Below are 20,722 nucleotides of genomic sequence, written 5' to 3'. Positions count from 1 at the left end.
TCAAATAGGTTATGAGGTGGAGCTGTTGAAGCCGATCATTGAGCTGGATCACGTAAGTAAAGAGTTTAAAGGGAAGCGGGCTGTAGATGACGTGTCTTTAACGATTGAGGAAGGCAGCGTCGTGGCTTTGCTGGGTCCTAATGGGGCAGGCAAAACAACGACAGTCTCCATGACACTGGGACTGCTGCAACCGACGGATGGCACGATCCGTCTTCTCGGCGGCAAGCCGCAAGACCGCGACGTCCGAGACCGGATCGGAGCCATGCTGCAGGATGTGAATGTCATCGAAGGCTTGACCGTGCTCGAAACGATCGATTTGTTCCGCCATTACTATTCCCGACCGCTGGACCTTGCGAAGCTGCTCCAAGTGTCAGGGTTGGAGGCGGAGAGAAATAAGCGTGCTTCCTCGCTGTCAGGCGGTCAGAAGCGCAGACTCGGCTTTGCTTTAGCGCTGGCTGGCGATCCGTCCGTGCTCTTTCTCGATGAACCGACCGTTGGTATGGATGTGACAGCACGCCAGCATTTTTGGGATACGGTGAGGGGCATGGCGGCCGGCGGTCGTACGATTATTTTGACGACGCATTACTTGGAAGAGGCAGACAGCATCGCCGATCGCATTGTCGTCATTAATAAAGGCAAATTAATCGCGGACGGCACTCCGGCGGAAATCAAAGCGTCGACGCATCAAAAAACGATTCAGTTTACCGCTGGCCCTGATTTGACGGCCGAGATGCTGGAGGGGATTCCGATGATTACGAGCGTGACGTGGAGCGGTCGCAAGGTGAAAATCATCAGTCCTAATACCGACCAAGTGATATCCGCCATGGTGCAAAAGCAATTGGACATGAAAGATATCGAGATTCATGCAGGCGGACTTGAGGATGCCTTTCAATTTTTGGTTCAACAATAATAAAGGGGGATGTGTGGAACGATGAGAGCGATGATCGCCCAGTGTAAGGCGGAATTATTACGAACATTTCGCAATAAGCGTTTCTTCGTATTTTCAATCATTATGCCGGCTATTTTCTATTTCATTTTTACTTCAACGGTCGGAGATAGAACGCAAGTCGGCGGCGTTGACTGGAAAGCGTATTATTTGATGTCCATGACTGTATTCGGCGTCGTTGGCGCTTGTGTCAATACGCTGAGCATCAGGTTTGCCCAGGAGCGAACTCAAGGCTGGATCCGCATGATCGAGATTACGCCGCTGCCTTCCAGCGCCTATGTCTTATCCAAAATTGTTTCCCAATCGATCGTGAATTTGGTGACCATTGTCGTTATGTTTCTTATCGGCAGCATCGTCAAAGGGGTGGAGCTTTCTCTTTTGCAATGGGTGCTGTGCGGGCTATGGATATGGCTCGGCGCGCTGCCTTTTATGGCTTTGGGCGTGCTGATCGGCACCTTGAAAAGCGTAGAAGTGACCCAAGTTGTAGCGCAAATTGTGTTCATGGGAACTTCGATTCTTGGCGGGCTATGGTTCCCGACCGAAATCATGCCGAAGGTGATGCAGCAGATCGCGTCGTTCTCGCCATCTTTTCGCTTTGGTCAAGGTGCATGGAACATTATTGCCGGAGGTGGGCTTAGTCTATCAGGCATCTGCATTCTAGCCGCCTATCTGCTCATTTTTATGGTATTATCTACCTATATTCTAAAAAAACAGAAAGCGGTCTAACGTATGAAGAATGTGCTAGGCAACAGAAGAAAACCTTTTGAAAACTTTTGGATTTTCTGGGTGTTCTACTTAATCTTTCCCTTCAGCAGCATCCTATCGAGGCCGAATCCACAAAGGTGGATCGGCTTTACTTTGTTAGCGGTGTTCGTTGCGCTTGTTCTGTTGGGCTTCAAAGACGGCAAACGGCGGATCCTATATATCCTGGTACTGTTTATATTAATTACAGGTTTCAGCCTGACTTACAGTCCCTACTTGGTTTTCATGTTTTTTTATACGATTCCAATCATCGGCATGATCGCGCAGAACCGGTCGTTTTATGCCGCAGTGGCATTACTGCTGATCAATGTGTCTTCGATTGTCTGGCTCAATTTCATAGAATTTTACAATGCGAGCTCCTGGTATATTTTCCCAACCCTTGTCGTTTTAATCTTTCTGCCCTTTGGCATCCGCTCCCGGCAAAAAGCGAATGAACTGCGCGAGAAGCTGATGCTCGCCAATGACGAGATTGCCCGCTTGGCCATGATTGAAGAACGGCAGCGCATCTCGCGCGACCTTCACGACACGCTGGGGCATACCCTTTCCTTAATTACGCTGAAAAGCGAGCTGGCAGAGCGGCTAATTCTGAAAGCGCCTGAACGCGCCGTGCAGGAAGTGAAAGATATTCAAGCGACGTCCCGAGCGGCCTTGAAACAAGTGAGGGAACTGATCTCGGGCATGAATGCAATCTCTCTCAGTGATGAAATTACGCAGTCCAAAGCGATTTTGCAAGCGGCATCGATTGCTTTTGACAGCCATGCGGAACTCGGCAAGCTGCAGGCGCCGCCGATGGTGCATAATATTTTGGGCATGTGTTTGCGGGAAGCGGTCACGAATGTGATTAAGCATAGCGGTGCCACACGCTGCACGTTCTCCTTGAAGGAACAATCCGGGTATTGGGTGATGACGATCGCGGATAACGGCAAAGGCTGTGAGAACAAAGCGGGCGTTGATCCGGTGCCATCATCGGGCCGCGGCCTGCTGGGTATGCAAGAGCGCTTGGAGCTAATTGACGGGAAGATGACATTTCACAAGGGAACTGAGGCAGGGACGATGCTGACAATTCAGGTTCCCATTATTATTAAGCACCAGTCTACGGAGCAACAACTGAAGGCGGCTTCTGCTGAAAGCGCCGGGGAGGGGAAGGAAGTATGAAAGTAATCATAGCTGAAGACCAGGGGATGCTGCGGGGAGCGCTTAGCGCCTTACTCGATCTCGAAGGTGATATCAATGTGATTGGCCAAGCGGAGAACGGGGAGCATGCGCTGGAGCTGATTCAGAAGCTGACCCCAGACCTCTGCATTCTGGATATTGAGATGCCCAGGCTGACGGGACTCGATGTCGCGGAAATAATAAAAGAGAGCGGCTTGCCTTGCAAAGTGGTCATCTTGACCACGTTTTCCCGGTCCGGGTATTTTCAGCGGGCGATGCGGGCAGGGGTGCAGGGCTTTTTGCTCAAGGACGCGCCGATTGAAGAATTAAGCGCCGCGCTGCGCAAAGTGCATGGCGGCGGCCGAGCGGTGTCGCCGGAGTTGGCGCTCACATTCTGGGACGCGCAAAATCCGCTGACGGCGAAAGAACAAGAGATTTTGAAACTCATCTCACAAGGACTGTCAGCCAATGAAATGGCGAAGAGGTTATTCTTGTCCAGCGGCACGATCCGCAACTATGTGTCCGAAATCTTGCAAAAGCTGGATGCGAAGAACCGGATCGACGCGATTGCAATCGCTGAGAAGAACGGCTGGCTGAATTGATGATGCAGCATGCAGCGGCTCTCCCGTGAGGGAGAGCTTTTTTTATGCGCTGATGTGATGCGCGGCCCGGAGAGCCCATAACGGAAAAACTTCCGCGAATGGCCTCAATCTGGGCTGCGCAAGGCGCATAGCGGAACCGCACTTTCCGCTAACCCTTTCCTTCACGCGCCACCTCGGCGTAAATAGGTACTACACAAACATAGTACTAGGCATTTCATGCGTTCCACTCCACAATAAATAAGTAAAAAAGTGGATGAAGGGAGCGCGGTCTATTTTGAAACTAAACATCAGTCATTTTCGTCTAATATCTATGGTACCCCTAAGTATCTCTGTTATTTGATTAAAAATTTTGCTATTCTGGTAATTATGCATTGATTTTTATATTTTTTTATTATAGATGCAACCTTATCGGATGCAGCCGCGTCTGTAAGAGTGCAAGAGGGAGGGATCCCAGTGGTAGCACCCGAACTGGTTAGAGCCGCTCAAGCCGGTGACCGTGATGCTCTCATTACCCTATTGCGAGAAATCGAAACTCACGTCTATCGAACGGCTTACTACATTTTAAATAATGAACAGGATGCTCTCGACGCTTCACAAGAGGCCCTGCTTCGTATTTATACCAAGATCAATTCTTATGAAGAAAAAGCTCTGTTCAAGACGTGGGTGCAGCGGATTGTGACGAACATCTGCATAGATAAATTTCGCAAGGCGAGACCAACGGTATCAATCGATGAGCATGAAATGACATTTACAGCCGACCATAACGTTGAACAGGAAATTATGACAGGCTATTTAGCCAAAGATATTCGCGAAGCAATCGACAAGCTTCCCGAACACCACCGCTCAGTTGTTGTTCTTCGTTATTTGCAGGACTTTTCGTATCATGAAATTGCAGAATCGCTCAACTTACCGCTGAATACCGTGAAGTCTTACTTATTTCGAGCTAGACAGCAATTGCAATCACTACTGCAAGAATATCAGAAAGGAGGTGTTCGGGGATGAATTGTCAAGAGGTGATGGAGCTCATGCAAAGACATCTGGATGAAGACTTAAATACACAAGAAGAAATGGAGCTCCAAGATCACCTGAGACATTGTCAGGAGTGTACGGAAATGTTTGAAAGGCTCCAGCGCTTATCTCAGGAATTGACGCAACTACCGAAGGTTGTTCCTCCTTATAGCTTGGTGGATGCCCTTATCCCACAGTTAGACGAGATCGACAAGTCTACCGCGCAATCCACATCCGAATCGTTGACTACACACGGCACAACACAACAACATTCGGTCAACAAAGATGAGGGGCAGCGCCCTCACCGAAAATGGACACGCCGTTTGGAATCGCAATTCTCATGGAAGTTTGCCAGCGGCGTCATCGCAGCGGGGCTGATCATAGGCTTCTTCGCTTTTAATATGAAGCATCCGGTATTGGATAATGCGGATGGCCTGCTGCCGCCGAAAGCGAGCCAGGAAATAGCTTCCGGCTCCGCAGCGCAGCAAAGGACTGCTGCCGATGCGGCAGGCGCTGCGAACTCGAAGCGCATGGCACCTGGCGACAGCCCGCAAGCATCCGCGGCTGTGACGGCCCCATCGGCTGATCTACAGCAGCCTGCCACTCAGCCTGCGGATGGCGGTTCCGCGCAATCGCAATCTCCATCGCAAGCCGCCTCCGACGCCACGTTGGAGAAGCCGCAGCCGCTGAAAGGCGCTGACGCCGGCACGCCAACGCCGAAGATGGCGCCTTCCACATCGGAGCCTGCCCGCATGAAGAGCCCTGGCGCATCCGAGAAGGCAGCGACGGAATCTGTGCCTGCACCGACAGCGCCGACCGCTCCAAGCCCTACGCCGGAGCCTCAGGTTTCCGAGCCGCCGCAAGGTGCCAGAATCCAGGCTACCGAGCCGCCGCCGGCATCGTCGCCTGTAGCTGGACCGAAAGAACCAAGGGCGAAGGCACCAAACACGAACGGCGTGTTTTCGCTGATGACCCAAAGTCCGGCGCCGCTGAAGTCGTTGACAGGCACCTATGAGGCCATGATCGAGAACCATCATGTCGTCATTCGCAATAGTACCAGCCAGGAAGTCGTGTATACCTCCACCTATCAGGGAGAGGAATCGGATGAAATAACACTTGGCGAATGGTCGAAGGACGATAAATTGACGTATCAGGTGAAGGCCAGCGGCACAGCGAAGTCTATTGTGATTGATGTCAAGACCAAAACTGAGAGCTCCACGTAATTTTTTAATGAATCGAATGCACCAAATGTCTCGCTCAGCGTATGTTATATTAACAGCATGAAACGATTCAATTGGCGGTTCGCCACTCGGTCAGAGGTTTCTAGAGCCTCTGCACCGGTGTTTAAATAGATGCTGTTTCCGAAAGAACATGACTTTCGGAACAAATTCTTCCAGTTGCTCGGCAAAGGGATTGCGTTAACGTCTTCGGACTTTGACGCAATCCCTTTGTTGTTGGTAAGATGGGAATAGCTTTACGAACTATCATGGATATGCCAGCTTTCCGATTGGAAAGCGCTTAGGAGAGTGTGCTTTAAGATGGATGCGAAGAAAGCGTTGAAAGACATTCAAGCAGGTCGCCCAGCACCTGTATATTTGTGCTTCGGACCTGAGAAATACAAGATGAGAGAGTTTATTCAGATCCTGTCGGATTCGTTGATCGAGCCGGAACATCGGGAGTTTGCCGTCAGCAAATTTGATTTAAGCGAAATCAGTCTCTCTGCTGTTATCGAAGACGCGGAAACGCTGCCTTTTATGGTGCCGAAGAAGCTGATCATTGCTACGAATGCGTTGTTTTTCACAGGAGCGAAGGAAAGCACGAAGGTTGAGCACCATTTGGACCGGCTCATCGATTATTTAAAATCCCCAGCCGATCACACGGTCATCGTCTTTACGGTAGATGCGGACAAGCTGGATGAGCGGAAGAAGGTTGTCAAAGCGCTCAAAGAGCATGAAGCGGTCGTTCCGTTCCTCTCGCTCACCGCGGAAGAACTGCAGCAATGGGTGCTGCGGAAAGCGCAGCAAACCGGATTTGCATTCTCCGGCGGGGCTGCGGAACAATTGATCTTGTACACAGGGGGCAATTTGCAGTCGCTCTCGGCCGAGATTGAGAAAATCTCTCTATATGTCGGCGCAGGTGGCACGGCATCCCCGGATACGATCGATCAGCTGGTGGCGCGCAGCACGGAGCAAAATGTGTTTATTTTAATCGAGGATATCGTGAATCTGCGGCTGGAGCGGGCGTTCGTCATCTTGGAAGAGCTGCTTAAACAGCGGGAGGAGCCGATTAAAATCGCCGCGCTGATCGCCAGGCAGTTCCGGATCATGCTGCAAGTGAAGGAGCTCAGTAAGATGGGGTACTCGCAGCAGCAGATGGCTTCACAAATCGGGCTGCACCCGTTTGCCGTGAAGATTGCGGAAGGTCAGTCCCGCAAATATGAGACGAAGAGGCTGTGCGACATTATGTCGCAGTTGGCGGATCTTGATTTTCAGATGAAAAGCGGAAAAATCGATAAAGTGTTAGGGCTCGAAATGTTTCTGCTCAGGCTGGCTGCTTGAGCAGGAAGGAGTGAGCCAATGAAATGAAAAAAGTCCAGTTCTCGAAGAGATCTGGACTTTCACTTTATGTTCTGGTTACGCTTGAGCCGTAAGAGCGTTCAGCTTTTTAGCCAGACGGGACTTCTTGCGGTTAGCGGCATTTTTATGGATTAAACCTTTAGAAGCTGCTTTGTCCAATTTCTTAGAAGCGTTGATCAAAGCTTCTTTGGCAGTTTCTACATTGCTGCTAGCAGCTGTTTCGAAAGCTTTCACAGCAGTACGCAGAGCGGACTTTTGGGAAGCGTTACGAAGACGGCGCTTTTCGCTAACTTTAACTCGTTTAATAGCGGATTTAATGTTTGGCATGAAATTCACCTCCTACTTCAAAAAACACGTTCAACTTTACATTTTCATGCTTGCTGACAACTTTAAGTATTCTATCATGTGATAAACGAAATTGCAAGACCTGTCAATGGTTAAATCTCCTTCTTATTTTTGCATAACGGTGTTTGCTTAGTCGCACAATAAGCAAAGATTTGCTACTTGAGAAAGGGGAACCACGATGGATTTAAGTGCATACTCAACACATACAGATCTTGCCTTAGACGCGCGCGATATGGCACAAGCTGCCCGACACGGGCAGGAAATCCCCGGCATTGAAACTGAGATGAGCCGTGAAAACGGCATCCGCGTGACCAAAATTAACGTGCTGAACGAAGAAGGCTCCAGATCGCTTGGCAAGCTGCCGGGCCATTACATAACGATAGAAGTGCCGGCACTCCGGCAAAAAGACAGCCAACTGCAGGACCGTGTCGCCACGAAGCTTGCCCAAGAGTTTGAGCGCTTCTTGAAGGACATCGGCATACCCAAGGACGCCAAGGCGCTGATCATCGGACTTGGCAACTCCAGCGTCACACCGGATGCCTTGGGCCCGCTCGTCGTGGACAATGTCATGGTGACGCGCCATTATTTTGAGCTGATGCCGAACGACGTGGGCCCCGGCTATCGCGCTGTCAGCGCTGTGGCTCCAGGCGTTCTGGGCACGACGGGGATCGAGAGCAGCGATATCGTTCAAGGCATCGTGGAAAAGTCCAAGCCTGATTTCATTATCGCCATCGATGCACTTGCGTCGCGCTCCCTGGAGCGGGTGAATACGACGATCCAGATCGCGGATACGGGGATTCATCCAGGCTCAGGGATTGGAAACAAGCGCAAAGGGCTGACCAAAGAGGCGCTGGGCATCCCGGTCGTGGCGATCGGTGTTCCGACGGTGGTGTATGCCTCGACGATTGTCAATAATGCTTTTGATATGATGCATAATCATTTTCAAGATCAGACCAACAACACCGGTCATATTCTCGGGCTGCTCGATAACATGAAGGAAGAAGAGCGCTTGATGCTCGTTAAGGAAGTGCTCGACCCTGTTGGACATGACCTGCTGGTGACCCCGAAGGAAATCGACCAGTTCATCGAAGATATCGCCAATATTATCGCCAGCGGATTAAACGCTGCGCTTCATGATTCCGTGAGTGTGGACAATGTGGCGGCATACACACACTAAATGAAAAGCTGATCTCGCATGTGAATCGTGCAGGGTCAGCTTTTTGATATGCAGCGACGGAGATCGATCCTGATCTATCAGAAAAATCTAGTGAATCGAGTTCTACCGAAATCGTTCGGTTCATAGATTAAAGTAAGATAGATTAGGAGGAATCGCACTATGAAATGGACTTCTGCCACCATCAATCTCAGCCAAATCCGCAAAACGTACCAGAGCGCTAGCACCTTGGGCAAAACCTTCATCACGCTCAGTACGTCGACACTCGCCTTGTTCGTCCTACTTGGAGCTGGAGGCTACATCCAGAGCAAAGTGATTACCGCTTCCCCAGTCTCCTCCATGAAAAGTTTAGCTGCCTCCGTCACTAATCAATTTTTTATCGATATGCTTGGCATGGAAGTTCCCCATCTTCATCAAGATCAAAAGAAGTTCACCTTCTCCCAGCATAACGTGTTTACGTTTGCTTTTCGCTTCCTGACCGACATCAATCCGCACGATCCCAAAAGCCTGATGGCCAGCGAAGTCCCCGGCATGGACGCAACGAAAACGACGGTGCTGGTCAAAGGCAGCGAGACCAACCCAAGCGAGCCGACCGATTATACGCCAGCAGCTGGCGATCTGTCCGGTGAGGCCAAAAACCCGCCACAGCCAACGCCTACGCCGACACCAGAAGCTACCGCGCAAACACCGCAACCGACTCAAACCGCAGCTGCTGGCGATCCGCCAATATCCGCAGGCAAGAACGTCGCCTTCATCTATCAGACGCACAGCAACGAATCGTTCCTGCCGGAGCTTAAAGGGATCACAGACCCGGATAAAGCGTACAGCGATAAAGTTAATATTATTTCGGTCGGAGCGCGATTGGCGCAAAATCTGGAGAAGGACGGCATAGGCGCCGTTCATTCGGAAACGGTCTACCCTAACGTAGTTAAAAATTTTGAATATCCATATTCTTACAAATATTCACTGAAAACGTTACAGGAAGCTTTTGCGGCGCATCCAGATCTTAATTACTATTTTGACATCCACCGCGATTCCGCAGCACGCAACAAAACGACAGTGACCATCGACGGCAAGGACTATGCACAAGTGTACTTTATTATTGGCGGCAAAAATCCGAACTGGAAAAAAAATGAAGAATTCGCCAACAAGATTCACGAAGTGTTGGAGGCTAAGCATCCGGGCGTTTCCAAAGGTATTCACGCCAAAGAGGCCAATGAAGGCAATGGCCTCTATAACCAAAACTTTTCGCCGAACAACATCCTGATTGAAGTCGGCGGTCCTTATAATACGATGGAAGAATGCTATCGGACGACGGATTGGCTGGCTGAAGCGATCTCCGAAGTGATTCTGAATGCGAAGAAAGTTGATGCGCCTGCTAAGCAGTCTTAATGAGCCGGAATGAGGAGGAGAGAGGGTATGAAACATTTTTATCTCAAAGTGGGGCTGTTCGGTCTGCTGCTGATGTTCTGCATCTTATTCGGTGTCAGCTTGGCTTCAAGCGGCGTTGAGAGCATACAAGGACCGCTCCCTCCCTCCTCCAAACCTTCGCCAGCAGCTTCTGCTAAGCCGCAATCGAACTCAGCGGTAAGCGTGGCGCAGGCAGGCAAGCCAGTATCTGACGTTAAAGCCACGGCGCCTTCGGAGAAGCCGAAGGCAGGGGATGAGGCGGCTGCCGAGCCGATCGCTGATCATGACGATTCCCTCAACCATGTGGGCAATAAACTTGGCGACCTGCTGCAGATTGTCGCGCACCACGGAATTAAGCTGTTTGTGTCCTTATTTGATGCTGTGCTTGGCAAAGGATGACGGGCAACATTGAACAGACCTCCGACAACTGCTATAATGAAAATTATTTGCATGTACTTGGGGGTATTTCTGTAGCATGACGGACATTCGAGCAAGACAAGAGAAAATACGTAACTTTTCGATTATCGCACATATCGATCACGGCAAGTCGACATTGGCTGACCGCATTTTGGAATATACAGGCGCCTTGTCATCCCGCGAAATGCAAGAGCAAGTGCTTGATCAGATGGATTTGGAACGGGAGCGCGGGATCACCATTAAACTGCAAGCGGTGCGTCTGAACTATCGGGCAGATGACGGTGAAGAGTATATTTTGAATCTCATCGATACACCGGGACACGTCGACTTTACGTACGAAGTATCCCGAAGCCTCGCTGCTTGTGAAGGCGCGCTGCTCGTCGTTGACGCGGCGCAGGGCATCGAAGCGCAAACATTGGCTAACGTATATTTGGCTCTGGATAACAACCTGGAAATTTTACCTGTTATTAATAAAATCGATCTGCCAAGCGCGGACCCTGATAAAGTGAAGCAGGAAATCGAGGACGTCATCGGCCTCGACGCCAGTGACGCTGTATTGGCATCTGCCAAAGCGGGCATCGGGATCAAAGAGATTCTCGAGCAAGTGTGCCAGAAGGTTCCTGCGCCTGAAGGCGATCCGGACAACCCGCTGAAAGCACTGATCTTCGACTCTCACTACGATGCCTACAAAGGCGTTATCGTATATGTGCGTGTCGTAGACGGTTCCATCCGGGCCGGCTCCAAGATCAAAATGATGGCGACGAACAAAACGTTCGAAGTGATCGAAGTCGGCGCCTTCAAGCCGAGAATGTCCATCGTAGAATCCTTGGACGTGGGCGATGTTGGCTTTATCGTTGCCGGAATCAAAAATGTCGGCGACACTCGTGTCGGGGATACGGTAACGGATGCGGCGCGTCCGGCTGCTGAGCCGCTGCCGGGTTACCGCCGAATCAACCCGATGGTGTTCTGCGGACTTTATCCGATCGAAACTTCGGATTACAATGATCTGCGTGAAGCGCTGCAAAAGCTGGAGCTGAACGATGCCTCCCTGCGCTTCGAGCCGGAAACCTCCTCGGCGCTCGGCTTCGGGTTCCGCTGCGGATTCCTAGGCTTGCTGCACATGGAGATCATTCAAGAGCGCATCGAGCGCGAATTTAACATTCCGCTGATTACGACGGCGCCTAGCGTTATTTACCGCGTGACGATGACGAACGGCGATGTGATCGATATCGATAACCCGTCAAATTATCCGGACGTGCAGCGCATCGATTTCGTCGAAGAGCCTTATGTCAAAGCGTCAATTATTGTGCCGAACGATTATGTGGGCACGATTATGGAGCTTTGCCAAGGCAAGCGCGGCGAATATTTGAATATGGAATATCTCGATACGAATCGAGTGACGTTGACATATGATATTCCACTATCCGAGATCGTTTACGATTTCTTCGATCAGCTGAAATCCAGAACAAAGGGCTATGCATCGTTCGATTATGAGCTGACAGGCTATAAGCGATCCAACCTGGTGAAGATGGATATCCTGTTGAACAACGAGCAAGTCGACGCGCTGTCATTCATCGTACACCGCGACGGCGCCTACCATCGCGGCAAGATCATTTGCGACAAGCTCAAAGAGCTGATTCCTCGCCAAATGTTCGAAGTGCCGATTCAAGCGGCGATCGGTCAAAAGATCGTAGCGCGTGAAACGGTCAAAGCGATGCGGAAGAACGTTCTCGCCAAGTGTTATGGCGGTGACATTTCCCGTAAACGTAAGCTCCTTGAGAAACAGAAGGAAGGTAAGAAGCGCATGAAGCAAGTCGGCTCCGTTGAGGTGCCGCAGGAAGCGTTCATGGCGGTTCTCAAAATTGACGAATAGAAAGCCATCTATGGAGAAGCCGGGGAGGCAGATTATATGCCCCTTGGCTTTTTCGCTCAGAAAGGAACAACTTTTATGGTGATTACCCAAGCGGCCCCAACAGCCGTATACATTCATATCCCGTTTTGCACGAACAAATGTCACTATTGCGATTTCAATTCTTATGTGCTCAAAGGTCAGCCTGTCATGGAGTATCTGGATGCTCTTGAGCGAGAGATGGAGCGGACTGTCAAAAAGAATCCGCCTGCCAAGGTCGAGACGATTTTCGTCGGCGGCGGTACGCCAACTGTGCTGCTGCCTAATCAGATGGAACGTTTTCTGCAGATGGTTCGCACTTACTTCCCAGCTGACGCGGCAGAAGTAGAGTTCTCGATGGAAGCGAATCCGGGGACGACGGATGAAGATAAGCTGGCCGTAATGAAAGAAGGCGGCGTGAACCGCATCAGCTTCGGCGTGCAGTCATTTAACAATGAGCTGCTTGCCGCAATTGGCCGCATTCATAACACGGACGACGTGTACCGCAGCATCGAAAATGCCCGGAAGCTCGGCTTCCGCAATCTGTCGATCGATTTGATGTTCGGTCTTCCGAAGCAAACGGTGGACATCATGCAGGCTACGCTGGATGCAGCTTTAGCTTTGGATTTGCAGCACTATTCGATCTATAGCTTAAAAGTGGAAGAGAATACGCTGTTCCACACGTTGTATCATAAAAACCAGCTGCCGCTGCCTAGCGAAGACGAGGAAGTCGGTATGTATGAGCTGATCATGAACCGGCTTGAGCAGGCTGGTTACAAGCAATATGAGATCAGCAACTTCGCGAAGCCGGGCTTCGAAAGCCGACACAACACGATGTATTGGCGCAACCGGGCCTATTATGGGCTTGGCGCTGGGGCACACGGTTATATGAATCATCAGCGTCATGTTAATGTGAAGGGCATTCAGCCATACATTGACGCGACGAAAACCGGGCTGCCGATTATGGAACAGTTTGAAGTGACGAAGCAGGAAGCGATGGAGGACTTCATGATGGTCGGTCTGAGGATGCTGGAAGGCGTAAGGAATGCCGATTTTATGAGCCAGTTCGGGGAAACGATTGAAGCCCATTTTGAACCTGTGTTAGCGCAGCTTCTGGCCAAGGGGTTGCTGGAGCGCAGCGCGGACGGATATAAGCTTTCCAAGCCGGGGATTTTGCTGGGGAATGAAGTGTTCGGATCGTTTTTATCATAGTGTGAAATAATTCTTGTGCAAATATACGTTTCGTTGTATATTTATACATGAATCCACAAGCGAAGCACGGTCATAACCCGTCATCACGCCAGCGTGGGTTTTATGCATTTTCTTGCGATGGGTGGGGATGGGTTGATGGTGAATTCAACGATTACAGTGAGAAAAGCTTCCGTAGACGACATCGAGAAGCTTTATGATATTATACAAGGTTATGCCAAGCAGGGGATTATGCTGCCGCGCACCAGGGAGATGCTGCAAGAGCAAATCGAGACGTTCGTCGTTGCGGAGCACGACGGACTGCTGATTGGCTGCGGATCCTTGACGCGGCTCGGCCCCGATCTCGTCGAGATTCGATCGCTCGGCATGACGCCTGGCTATAAGGGGCAAGGGATTGGCGGCAAGCTCGTTAATTTCCTGGTTGAAGAAGCGAGATCACATGGAATTACCAAAGTAATGGCGCTGACGTACGAAGTAGCGTTTTTCCAGAAAAATGGCTTTACGCTTGTGCCTAAGGAGATTTTTCCGGAGAAGGTTTGGAAGGATTGCATGCATTGCAAAAAACAGTATTGCTGCGACGAAATCGCCGTGCTCAAACGATTGGATTGACTTGACAACAGACCTTAGGGTCTGTTATTTTTGTAATAGGATTTAGCACTCACTAAATAGGAGTGCTAACGATGCGATGGAATAACAGCTTGGGCACGGTTAGAGCGAGAAAGTCGCTTGACGGGTGAACATGAGAATATAGCGGTGTTTCATAGTAGAACTATTTTTCAAGGAGGGGTATATATGTTGTCAGAACGTCAACGAATGATCTTAAGTGCTATTATTGATGACTATGTACGTTCGGCTGAACCGATTGGTTCCCGAAGCATTTCCAAGCGAGGCGATGTTGGATTCAGTCCGGCGACGATCCGTAACGAGATGTCCGATCTGGAAGACATGGGCTTTTTGGAGCAGCCGCACACTTCTGCGGGCAGAATTCCTTCCCATAAAGGCTATCGCTACTATGTTGATCATCTACTACAGCACGGCACCTTGCAGCCGCATGAAGTCGATGCGATGAAGATGGTTTTCGCTCAGCGTATTCAAGAGATGGAGGATGTTATCCAGCACGTATCTGGCGTACTCTCCAATTTGACGAATTATACATCGATTGTGCTCGGACCTGAAGTTTTCAGCACGACGCTGAAGCATTTGCAGATTGTGCCTTTGACAGATACGACGATGGTAGCCATCATCGTGACGAATACCGGCCATGTGGAAAACAAGACGGTTACGATTCCTGAAGGCATTTCGATGCTTGAAATAGAGAAAGTTGTGAATCTACTCAATACAAGATTGAAGAACGTTCCGCTGCTGCAATTCAAATCGAAGCTCTACAATGAAATTTCCGCTGAACTCAGCAAGTATGTGAGCGGATATCAGGAGCTCGTTTCCGTCGTCGAAAGTGTCCTGCATAACGATGAGAAGGATCGGGTTTTCCTTAGCGGCACAACGAACATGCTGATTCAACCGGAATTCAAAGATGTGGATAAGGTGAAGAGCATTCTAGATTTGTTCGAGGAAGTACCTACTATGATCAAGCTGTTTACACCTTCGAGTGAAGGCATCGAGGTCAAAATCGGTACGGAAAACAGCATCGAAGCGATCAACAACTGCAGTTTAATTACCGCGTCTTACTCGATAGGCGATACACCGCTTGGAACGATCGGTATTTTGGGACCTACGCGCATGGAATATGGCCGAGTTATTAATTTGCTGAATCATGTTTCTAAGCATTTGGAAGTCGTCCTGGGACGCTGGTACGGCAAATGAGCGGCATTCCACATGAAGGTGAAGAGCGTTTCTCCACACTTGTGAACAACGCTGCGGCAGTAAGAGCTATTTGTTCCGCGGTGGAAGGCACGCTCGGTCCCAAAGGCTTGGACACGATGCTCGTAGGTGCGCAGGGCGAAGTCATCATCACGAATGACGGCGTCACCATCCTGGAAAAAATGGACGTCACCCATCCGGCGGCGCGGCTCATGATTCAGGTGGCGCGCAGCCAGCAGCGGCAAATCGGCGACGGCACGACGACGGCCACAGTGCTCGCCGGCGCGCTCGTGCAGGAAGGCGTCGCCCAGGTGGTGCGCGGCGTGCCCGTCGCCAAAGTCGTCAGCGGCATGCTGCAAGGCGTCGAGCTGGCCGTAAGCAGTTTGCGGGCTCGCAGCCGCGCAATCGAAAGCTTAGGCGATGCCGCGCTGCAGCGCATCGCCATTACTGCGGGCCGCGAGCAGGCGGATATCGCGCGGCTCATCGTCAGCGCCGCCGAAGCAGTCGGCGGCAGCAAGCTGCGCGAAGACGGCTACCGCTTCGCGGACAGCGTGCTCGCCCATGAAGAGGCGAGCAGCGAGGTCTGGCCCGGCATTCTGTTGAACCAGAAGCCGATGAACCTGCATCTCGCCGAGCTGGAGCGGCGCGATGCCCGTATTCTCGTGCTGCACGATGCATTGGAGCCTGAGGCGGTCAGCGATGAGTCGCTGGTCACCGAGGCAGGCTTCCAGCGGCATATGCAGCTGCGTGAGCAGTTCCGCAGCAGCCTCGGCTTGCTGCTGGAGCTCGGCGTCGGTCTGATTGCTTCAGACCGCGGTGTAGACCCCGAGGCGGAGCAGCTGTGCTCCGACGCCGGCATACTCGTGCTACCGCGGCTGTCCCGCCGGGATTTGCAGCTCCTCAGCGAGCACACCGGCGCCCGGCCGGTGCGCCGCACCGCGCTACGCAAGAGCGCGCCAGAGCTGGCCGCAGCGCTCGGGTACGCGGGCTATGCCGCGTACGATGAGCGGCTGGGCCGCGTGCGCGTTAGCGGCGGGCGCGGCGAGCAGCACGTGAGCGTCATCGTCGGCGCAGCGACGCGCGAAGCCGCTCACGAGCGCTCGCGCATCGCCAAGGACGCCGCCTCCGCTGTACAGGCCGCCGTGCGCGGCGGGTACTTGCCTGGCGGCGGCGCAGCCGAGATGGCGGTGGCGCACGATTTGGAGCGCCTGCGCGAAACGATGAAGGGCATGGAAGGCTTCGGCGTAGCCGCCGTTGCGGGCGCGCTGCGCAAGCCGCTCGCGCAGATTGTAGTGAACGCCGGTTACAACCCGCTCGAGAAGGTAGAAGAGCTCAAGGCGGCGCAGATCGCTTTGGAGACAGACGGGCTGGGCATCGATTGCGATACCGGCCAGGTCATTAATGTGCTGGAAGCCGGGATCGTCGATCCTGTTGACGTGAAAATACATGCGCTGCAAGCGGCAGGCGAAGTAGCGGCTGCAGTGCTGCGGATTCATACCGTAATTAAAATGAAACAATCTTTTGAAGATGTGTAAAGATGGGCAAACTGACGCCAAACAGATCTGATTCTTTTAAGGAGGTGAAGGACAATTGAGTACTGGAGATAATCAAACAACTGAGCAAGAAGTGCAAGGTACATACGCAACTGAAAACGAGCAAACGGCTGAACAGCAAGAGCAATCCGAGGCTGCAGGCACGAGTGAATTGGATCAATTGCGTGTGCAATCTGAAGAAAACTATCAGCGTTATTTACGCGTTCAAGCGGACTTCGACAATTTCCGTCGCCGTGCGAGACTGGAGAAGGAAGATTTCGCGAAATACGCTTCACTTAAATTGATTGAGCAGCTTCTTCCTGTGGTCGATAACTTTGACCGCGCCCTTTCTTCGAGCAAGGAAGCCAAAGATTTTGAAGCTTTGGTCAAAGGTTTGGATATGACGTTCCGTCAGCTGGATCAAGTATTGTCTCAAGAGGGCCTGAAGCCGATCGATGCGGTTGGACAGCCGTTCAATCCGGAATTCCATCAAGCGATTATGCAAGTGGAATCGGAAGAGCATGAAGAAGGCATCGTCGTTGAGGAAGTGCAAAAAGGGTATATGCTGAAAGATAAAGTCATCCGCCCTGCGATGGTGAAAGTAAGCGTCTAACTCCAAATAGAGTCTAAATGAGATGTTTCAATGAACAAAAGGAGGCCATTTTAACATGAGTAAAGTAATTGGTATCGACTTAGGTACAACAAACTCTTGCGTAGCCGTCATGGAAGGCGGCGAGGCTGTAGTTATCCCTAACGCGGAAGGCAACCGCACAACGCCGTCCGTAGTAGGCTTTAAGAAAGATGGAGAGCGCGTTGTTGGTGAAACCGCGAAGCGCCAAGCGATCACAAACCCTGACAAAACAGTTATTTCCATTAAGCGTTTCATGGGTACGAACCACAAAGAAAATATCGATGGCAAAGAATATACACCGCAAGAAATTTCTGCCATTATTTTGCAAAAGCTGAAATCCGATGCGGAAGCTTACCTGGGTCAACCAGTAACGCAAGCGGTTATTACCGTTCCTGCTTACTTCAACGACAGCCAGCGTCAAGCAACTAAAGATGCGGGTAAAATTGCCGGTTTGGAAGTTCTGCGTATTGTCAACGAGCCTACAGCAGCAGCGCTTGCATACGGTTTGGAAAAAACAGAAGACCAAACGATTCTCGTTTATGACCTGGGCGGCGGTACGTTCGACGTATCCATCCTTGAGCTGGGCGACGGTTTCTTCGAAGTTAAAGCGACTAGCGGTGACAACCGTCTGGGCGGCGACGACTTCGACCAAGTGATCATCGACTATTTGGTAGCTGAATTCAAAAAAGAGCAAGGCATCGACCTGAGCAAAGATAAAGCAGCTGTACAACGTTTGAAAGACGCAGCGGAAAAAGCGAAAAAAGAGCTTTCGGGCGTTTTGACAACGACGATTTCCTTGCCGTTTATCACAGTAGCTGACGGCGTGCCGCAGCACTTGGAAATCAACTTGACTCGTGCAAAATTCGAAGAGATTTCCGCTCATCTGGTAGAAAGAACACTCGGACCAACTCGCCAAGCTTTGAGCGATTCCGGTTTGTCTACAAGCCAAATCGATAAAGTCGTGCTTGTCGGTGGATCGACTCGTATTCCTGCCGTTGTGGAAGCGATCAAAAAATTAACTGGTAAAGAGCCTCACAAAGGTGTGAACCCGGATGAAGTTGTTGCCCTTGGCGCAGCAGTACAGGCGGGGGTATTGACTGGTGATGTGAAAGACGTCGTGCTTCTGGACGTAACTCCGCTGTCCCTCGGTATCGAAACAGCCGGCGGCGTGTTCACGAGAATGATCGACCGTAACACAACGATTCCAACAACTAAATCCCAAGTGTTCTCCACATATGCGGATAACCAAACAAGCGTAGAAATCCACGTCCTTCAAGGCGAGCGCTCGATGGCTTCCGACAACAAAACACTCGGACGCTTTATGCTCGGCGAAATTCCACCGGCACCGCGCGGCATCCCGCAAATCGAAGTAGTGTTCGATATCGATGCCAACGGTATCGTTAACGTATCCGCTTTAGATAAAGGCACAGGCAAGAGCCAAAAAATTACGATTACTTCTTCCAGCGGCTTGAGCGATGAAGAAGTGGATAAAATGATGAAAGATGCGGAATCACACGCTGAAGAAGACCGCAAGCGCAAAGAGCTTGTAGAAGCTCGCAATGAAGCGGACCAACTGGTGTACTCCGTTGATAAAACAATCAAAGATCTTGGCGATAAAGTAGACCAAGGCGAGATCGATAAAGCGAATGCTGCGAAGGAAAAAGTAACTTCCGCGCTGGCTGGCAACGATCTGGAAACTATCAAAGCGGCAACAGCTGAGTTGACAGAAGTGATCCAACAGCTTTCTGTGAAGCTTTACGAGCAAGCACAGCAAGCGCAAGGCGCTGCTGATGCAGGCGCTGGAGCAGGTGCGGGCGCTGGCGAAGCACCTCGCGGCCGGGAAAATGTTGTCGACGCTGATTACGAAGTAGTTGACGATCAGAAGAAGTAAACATATCCTATAGTAAGAGTTTCACAAAAACGGATGAGGTCAAAGCCGCTTGGAGCACGCTCCACGGCTTTGACTTTCCGTTTGTAGTCTTGAACATGGGAGTGGAATCATGAGTAAACGCGATTATTACGAGGTGCTCGGGGTCGAAAAGGACGCTTCGCCTGAGGATATTAAAAAAGCGTACCGTAAAATGGCCCGTCAGTTTCACCCGGACGTAAATAAAGCCGCTGACGCGGAAGACAAGTTCAAAGAAGCCAAAGAAGCGTACGATGTGCTTAGCGATGACCAGAAGAAGGCGCAGTATGACCGTTTCGGCCATGTGGATCCGAATCAGGGTATGGGCGGCATGGGCGGCCAAGACTTCAGCGGATTCGGCGACATCTTTGATATGTTCTTCGGCGGCGGAGGCGGCAATAGACGCAATCCGAATGCGCCGCAGCGCGGTAACGATCTGCAGTACACGATGACAATCGAGTTCAAGGAAGCGGTGTTCGGCAAAGAAACGGACATTCACATTCCGCGCACGGAGAACTGCGATACTTGCCATGGTTCAGGTGCGAAGCCGGGAACGAAGCCGGAGACTTGTACGACATGTAAAGGCAGCGGACAGCAAGAAGTTGTGCAAAATACGGCATTTGGCCGTATCGTAAACCGCCGCGTTTGTTCGACGTGTAATGGACAAGGGCGTATTATCAAAGATAAATGTAATACTTGTCATGGCGCAGGCAAAGTGAAGAAGCAACGCACCATTCACATCAAAGTTCCTGCAGGCGTGGATGACGGCGCGCAGCTTCGCGTTTCCGGCGAAGGTGAAGCGGGAACACGCGGGGGCCCTTCAGGCGATCTCTACGTCGTGATCCGCGTGAAATCGCATGAATTTTTCGAGCGCGAAGGCGACGATATCTACTGCGAAGTGCCGCTGACCTTCATGCAGGCAGCGCTTGGCGATGAGATCGAGATCCCGACCTTGACCGAGAAAGTCAAGTTGAAAATTCCTGCGGGCACACAAACGGACACGTATTTCCGCCTCAAAGGCAAAGGGGTTCCGCGTTTGCGCGGCTATGGCCAGGGCGACCAGCATGTCAAAGTGGTCGTGGTCACACCGACGAACTTGAGCGAGGAGCAAAAAGATTTGCTGCGCCAGTTCGGCAAGCAGAGCGGCGAGCATACGCATGAGCAAAATCAATCGATTTTTGAGCGCATGAAACGCGCGTTTTTGGGTGATTAATTGTAAGTTACGAGAACACTTCGTTGAAAAGTATTTGGATCTTTTGCGATCTAGGTACCTATCAACGGAGTTTTTTTGATTATGTAAACATTACCATAATAAAATAGGCAATTTTTAACATTCACCAAACGTT

At 51.0% G+C, this 20,722-nt stretch carries 19 protein-coding genes; 18 read left to right on the top strand and 1 reads right to left on the bottom strand.

Annotation, left to right across the window (positions count from 1 at the left end):
• Window positions 1-25 precede the first annotated feature (25 nt).
• The 7 genes from O9139_RS30905 to holA all read left to right on the top strand — a co-directional run bounded on the left by O9139_RS30905 (window position 26) and on the right by holA (window position 7,028).
• The gene (locus O9139_RS30905; RefSeq protein ID WP_270885583.1) at window positions 26-910 is read left to right on the top strand and encodes an ABC transporter ATP-binding protein; all 885 of its coding nucleotides are present in this window, start codon (window positions 26-28) and stop codon (window positions 908-910) included.
• 21 nt (window positions 911-931) lie between these two features.
• Complete coding sequence (locus O9139_RS30900; protein WP_270885582.1) at window positions 932-1,672, top strand: ABC transporter permease; 741 nt, start codon at window positions 932-934, stop codon at window positions 1,670-1,672.
• Window positions 1,673-1,675: 3 nt separating this feature from the next.
• Window positions 1,676-2,863 (top strand): sensor histidine kinase, encoded by a 1,188-nt coding sequence (locus O9139_RS30895; RefSeq protein ID WP_270885581.1) that lies wholly within the window; start codon window positions 1,676-1,678, stop codon window positions 2,861-2,863.
• Window positions 2,860-3,462, top strand: a complete 603-nt coding sequence (locus tag O9139_RS30890; RefSeq protein WP_270885580.1) for a response regulator transcription factor — start codon at window positions 2,860-2,862, stop codon at window positions 3,460-3,462. The genes O9139_RS30895 and O9139_RS30890 overlap by 4 nt, the downstream gene beginning before the upstream one ends.
• Before the next feature lie 453 nt (window positions 3,463-3,915).
• On the top strand, window positions 3,916-4,464 hold the full coding sequence (locus O9139_RS30885) for an RNA polymerase sigma factor (protein ID WP_270885579.1): 549 nt from the start codon (window positions 3,916-3,918) through the stop codon (window positions 4,462-4,464).
• Window positions 4,461-5,693 (top strand): anti-sigma factor family protein, encoded by a 1,233-nt coding sequence (locus tag O9139_RS30880; RefSeq protein WP_270885578.1) that lies wholly within the window; start codon window positions 4,461-4,463, stop codon window positions 5,691-5,693. Before O9139_RS30885 ends, O9139_RS30880 begins: the two co-directional genes overlap by 4 nt.
• Window positions 5,694-6,008: 315 nt before the next feature.
• Window positions 6,009-7,028 carry a DNA polymerase III subunit delta gene (holA, locus tag O9139_RS30875; protein WP_270885577.1) on the top strand — a complete coding sequence of 340 codons (1,020 nt, stop codon included), beginning with the start codon at window positions 6,009-6,011 and terminating at the stop codon, window positions 7,026-7,028.
• Window positions 7,029-7,103: 75 nt separating this feature from the next.
• Here the strand turns inward: holA and rpsT are convergent, their stop codons facing one another.
• On the bottom strand, window positions 7,104-7,373 hold the full coding sequence (gene rpsT / locus O9139_RS30870) for a 30S ribosomal protein S20 (RefSeq protein ID WP_270885576.1): 270 nt from the start codon (window positions 7,371-7,373) through the stop codon (window positions 7,104-7,106).
• A gap of 196 nt (window positions 7,374-7,569) precedes the next feature.
• On the opposite strand from rpsT, the gene gpr reads away from it, so the two are divergent.
• The 11 genes from gpr to dnaJ all read left to right on the top strand — a co-directional run bounded on the left by gpr (window position 7,570) and on the right by dnaJ (window position 20,589).
• A complete protein-coding gene (gene gpr, locus O9139_RS30865; RefSeq protein WP_270885575.1) occupies window positions 7,570-8,568 on the top strand; it encodes a GPR endopeptidase in 999 nt (332 codons plus the stop codon).
• 159 nt (window positions 8,569-8,727) lie between these two features.
• Entirely contained in the window at window positions 8,728-9,957 is a 1,230-nt protein-coding gene (gene spoIIP, locus O9139_RS30860; protein WP_270885574.1) for a stage II sporulation protein P, read from the top strand.
• A 27-nt stretch (window positions 9,958-9,984) separates the two neighbouring features.
• Window positions 9,985-10,374: a hypothetical protein gene (locus O9139_RS30855; protein ID WP_270885573.1), complete on the top strand. Its 390-nt coding sequence runs from the start codon at window positions 9,985-9,987 to the stop codon at window positions 10,372-10,374.
• A gap of 76 nt (window positions 10,375-10,450) precedes the next feature.
• A complete protein-coding gene (gene lepA / locus O9139_RS30850) occupies window positions 10,451-12,265 on the top strand; it encodes a translation elongation factor 4 (RefSeq protein WP_270885572.1) in 1,815 nt (604 codons plus the stop codon).
• A 36-nt stretch (window positions 12,266-12,301) separates the two neighbouring features.
• Window positions 12,302-13,492 (top strand): radical SAM family heme chaperone HemW, encoded by a 1,191-nt coding sequence (gene hemW, locus O9139_RS30845; protein WP_377525488.1) that lies wholly within the window; start codon window positions 12,302-12,304, stop codon window positions 13,490-13,492.
• 135 nt (window positions 13,493-13,627) lie between these two features.
• Window positions 13,628-14,098: an N-acetyltransferase gene (locus O9139_RS30840; protein WP_270885571.1), complete on the top strand. Its 471-nt coding sequence runs from the start codon at window positions 13,628-13,630 to the stop codon at window positions 14,096-14,098.
• A 183-nt stretch (window positions 14,099-14,281) separates the two neighbouring features.
• Window positions 14,282-15,310 carry a heat-inducible transcriptional repressor HrcA gene (gene hrcA, locus O9139_RS30835; protein ID WP_270885570.1) on the top strand — a complete coding sequence of 343 codons (1,029 nt, stop codon included), beginning with the start codon at window positions 14,282-14,284 and terminating at the stop codon, window positions 15,308-15,310.
• A complete protein-coding gene (locus tag O9139_RS30830; RefSeq protein WP_270885569.1) occupies window positions 15,307-16,842 on the top strand; it encodes a TCP-1/cpn60 chaperonin family protein in 1,536 nt (511 codons plus the stop codon). Before hrcA ends, O9139_RS30830 begins: the two co-directional genes overlap by 4 nt.
• A 55-nt stretch (window positions 16,843-16,897) precedes the next feature.
• Window positions 16,898-17,452 carry a nucleotide exchange factor GrpE gene (grpE, locus tag O9139_RS30825; protein WP_270885568.1) on the top strand — a complete coding sequence of 185 codons (555 nt, stop codon included), beginning with the start codon at window positions 16,898-16,900 and terminating at the stop codon, window positions 17,450-17,452.
• Between the two features lie 55 nt (window positions 17,453-17,507).
• Window positions 17,508-19,361: a molecular chaperone DnaK gene (gene dnaK / locus O9139_RS30820; RefSeq protein ID WP_270885567.1), complete on the top strand. Its 1,854-nt coding sequence runs from the start codon at window positions 17,508-17,510 to the stop codon at window positions 19,359-19,361.
• A 109-nt stretch (window positions 19,362-19,470) separates the two neighbouring features.
• The gene (gene dnaJ, locus O9139_RS30815; protein WP_270885566.1) at window positions 19,471-20,589 is read left to right on the top strand and encodes a molecular chaperone DnaJ; all 1,119 of its coding nucleotides are present in this window, start codon (window positions 19,471-19,473) and stop codon (window positions 20,587-20,589) included.
• The last annotated feature ends 133 nt before the right edge of the window (window positions 20,590-20,722 follow it).

This window comes from Paenibacillus aestuarii, from assembly GCF_027789125.1.
Lineage (GTDB): Bacteria > Bacillota > Bacilli > Paenibacillales > NBRC-103111 > Paenibacillus_E > Paenibacillus_E aestuarii.
The sequence above is the reverse complement of the archived record's forward strand: the minus strand, read 5'-3'. Positions and strand labels throughout refer to the sequence as shown.